The sequence below is a fragment of the Ferrovibrio sp. genome, assembly GCF_029255545.1.
GTDB lineage: Bacteria > Pseudomonadota > Alphaproteobacteria > Ferrovibrionales > Ferrovibrionaceae > Ferrovibrio.
Genome location: NZ_JANLJJ010000094.1, coordinates 117,970 through 120,906 on the forward strand (window position 1 = coordinate 117,970; position 2,937 = coordinate 120,906).

Genomic DNA, 2,937 nt, shown 5'->3' on the forward strand with positions numbered 1-2,937 from the left:
TCGAAGCTGGTCCAGACAAGCGTCTTGGGCAGGCTGACGTCGGCCGCCATGGCCAGGCCCGAACCCAGGCACGCCGCCGCGAATGCCATACCGGCTAGCTTTTTCATTGCACTTCCTCCCTGAAGCGTTATTGGCATCGATACTCTAGGCCACCGCAGCGGCCGTCAATTTGCATGCCGGTGCGTTCCGCCTGGTGAAATCCCCCGCGGGTCAGCCTGCCGCGACTGTCAGCTCGCGGCGGCGGCCGGCACGGCCAATTGCGGCTCCGGCAGTCCCATCAGCCGGCAGGCATTCGAACCGATCATCTTGCGGATATCCGCCTCGCCGTAACCGAGGCCCAGACAGAGCCGGATGACTGCGCGGAAACCCGCCACCGGATGCGGGTTCTTGGCCTGGCCGAGATCCGAACCCAGGATCGTGCGCTCGACGCCGGCCGCGGCGATCAGTTCCTTGAGCTGCGCGCCGGTAAACTTTTTGTTGTAGGTTTCGTTGATGAACATGCAGAACGAGTGCTCGATATAGGCACCCATATCGGAGAGTTCCTTGATGTCGCGCAGGTTGGCATCCACCACGAAGGTCGGATGATTGACCAGCAGGCGCTTCACGCCGCGCTTCTTCGCCTCGTCAAACAGCGGCCAGATTTCGCTGATATGCAGATGGCCCGCCGACAGCACACAATCCGCCTCGGCGATCAGGTCGAGGATCGGCTTGACCTCCTCCTTCAGATCGCCCTTGTCGGTGACGACCGACAGGCCGGTCGGCGTCAGCATCCTCTCCTTGGTCGGCAGGATGACATGGCGGTGCCCATGACGCAGATGGTTTGCGGCGCTGAAGGTCGGCATCCACACGATATGCCCGCCGAGCTTCAGCATATGGTCGACCGCATAGGGGTTCAGTCCACCCACGGTATTGTTGAGCGCCACGCCGGTCAGCAGGTTCAGCCGCAGGTCGGGCACGGTCTCTTCGATATACTTCGCCACCGGCGTCACGGAGTAGTAATGGTCCTTGAACAGCACCGCGTGCATGCCGGCATCCTGGGCTTCGAGGATGGCCTGCAGGTGGTTGAGCGAACGCGGCATCACCGACGGGCCGCTGTGGCAATGCAGGTCCACGGCACCGCGCAGCATGTCGTCGATGACCGATTCCGGCACGTCGGCATAGGTCTCGACGGTCTTGGAAAAGGTCAGAATGGGATCGCCGCTCATCGTCATGTCTCCTGGTGTTGCTATTCGACGTGGTGATATCCGCTGCGCCCTAGCCCCGGCTGACGACGCCTTTGCGCGGGCCTGGCTGTGCGGCCTGTGATTGTGCGGCCTGGGGTGTCATGCCGATGATCTCGCCCAGGGTGGAGTAATTCGGGCCGCCAAGCCGCGCGAGCGGACGCAGCCGACCGGAATCGACCTTGTTACCGACCGCGAGATCTTCTCGGATATGGAAGAGGTGGATTTCGCCGACGAAGAACTGGTTGTTGCCGAAATCGACCACCTTGTGCAGCCGGCATTCCATGGCGACCGGCGCGCGTGTCACGCGCAGCGGCACCACCAGTTTGCTGGGCGCGAGTTCAAGCCCAAGCTGTTCGGCCTCGCTGACCTCGGGCGGGAACTCCCCGCCGGAACGATGCAGGGGCTCAAGCAGGGTTTCGTCGCCGATATGGACCACGAATTCCTGCGTCTCGTGGATGTTGCGCGCCGTGTCCTTGAAGCTGCCGGGTCGGCGGCCGATGCTGACCCCCAGCATGGGCGGCGTATGCGAGACGAAGGTGAAGCAGCTGAACGGCGCCAGGTTCGAGATCCCGGCCGCCGACCTGGTGCTGATCCAGGCGATCGGCCGCGGCACGACGATGCCGCAGAGCAACTTGTAGGCGGCATCGCCCTGGAGATCGGCGGGGCGGATTTCCAGCATCGGTTCAGCCAAGCAGGTCGCGCATCTCGGCCAGGCCCTTCATCGCCGCCTGGCGCAGGAAGCCCTGGTCCGAGTTGAAGATGAACGTGGTTGCCCCCTGCCCCTGCAGCCATTCCGCATCGGGCCGCCCGCCGACATAGACGCTGACCGGCTTGTTCGCCCGGCGCGCCGCCGCCGCGATTTTCTCCACTGCCTGCCGCACCGCCGCCGGATTGGGCGTCTCGTCGCCGAAGGCCGCCGTCAGGTCGCCGCGACCGATGAACAGGGAATCGATCCCGTCCACGGCGGCGATGGCGTCGATCTCGTCGAGCGCCTCGGGATCCTCGATCTGCGCGATCACCGTCACCGCGTCGTCGGAGGCGCGGATATGCTGCCACATCGGCACCGCCGTATAGCCGCCAGCCCGTGTGCTGGTGGCAAAGCCGCGGCGGCCCTTGTAGCGGCACATCGCCGCCACCTCGCGCGCATAGGCGGCACTCGCCACATGCGGGATCAGCATGCCGGTGGCGCCGCAATCGAGCACGGACAGGATCGTGTCCGGCCCCGACACGCGCACCAGCGCCGGGATGTTGCAGCCGCGCGCCGCCATCAGGGCGATGTCGGTCGTGGTGCGGTCAAAGGGCGCATGCTCCTGGTCGATCACCACGAAATCGTAGCCGACGCCGGCCACGATCTCGGTGCCGTGGCTGGTCGGAGTCTTGAGGAAGGTGCCGACCAGCCTGTCGCCGGCCAGCAGGCGCTGCCGGAAAGAATGCGTCTCGGCCATCCTCAATCCTCGGGCATCGGGTAATCGGCCGCGTTCAGCACCCAGCCCGGTTTCAGCGAGAAGTCCATGCGCGGCGGACAGAAGAGGTCGACCAGCTGGTTCAGGCCCTTGCCGACGGCCTCGGTGGTGTGCACCGATGGCGGCGGGATGACGGCAATCGACGGGCTGCCGCACAGCTCGTGCTGGTCCTCGCGCCAGATATGCTTGTTCGGCGTCCAGGGCCAGCGGATGTGGTGGACGAAATCGCCCTCCAGCGCCAGCGAGCCCTG

Annotated in this window: 3 protein-coding genes and 1 pseudogene; all 4 read right to left on the minus strand. The window is 65.2% G+C overall.

What is annotated here, in order from left to right:
• Nucleotides 1-227 precede the first annotated feature (227 nt).
• Complete coding sequence (locus Q1J79_RS18860) at nt 228-1,205, minus strand: DUF6282 family protein (protein ID WP_300303503.1); 978 nt, start codon at nt 1,203-1,205, stop codon at nt 228-230.
• A 49-nt stretch (nt 1,206-1,254) separates the two neighbouring features.
• Nucleotides 1,255-1,914: a flavin reductase family protein gene (locus Q1J79_RS18865; protein WP_300303506.1), complete on the minus strand. Its 660-nt coding sequence runs from the start codon at nt 1,912-1,914 to the stop codon at nt 1,255-1,257.
• Nucleotides 1,907-2,668 carry an aldolase/citrate lyase family protein gene (locus tag Q1J79_RS18870; RefSeq protein ID WP_300303509.1) on the minus strand — a complete coding sequence of 254 codons (762 nt, stop codon included), beginning with the start codon at nt 2,666-2,668 and terminating at the stop codon, nt 1,907-1,909. The genes Q1J79_RS18865 and Q1J79_RS18870 overlap by 8 nt, the downstream gene beginning before the upstream one ends.
• A gap of 2 nt (nt 2,669-2,670) precedes the next feature.
• Nucleotides 2,671-2,937: pseudogene (locus tag Q1J79_RS18875) on the minus strand (hypothetical protein); the annotation flags it as partial.

What these genes read in the sequence shown, in the direction of transcription:
- Q1J79_RS18860 (WP_300303503.1), bottom strand. Translation starts at nt 1,205, where the DNA reads ATGAGCGGCGATCCCATTCTGACCTTTTCCAAGACCGTCGAGACCTAT.
- Q1J79_RS18870 (WP_300303509.1), bottom strand. Translation starts at nt 2,668, where the DNA reads ATGGCCGAGACGCATTCTTTCCGGCAGCGCCTGCTGGCCGGCGACAGG.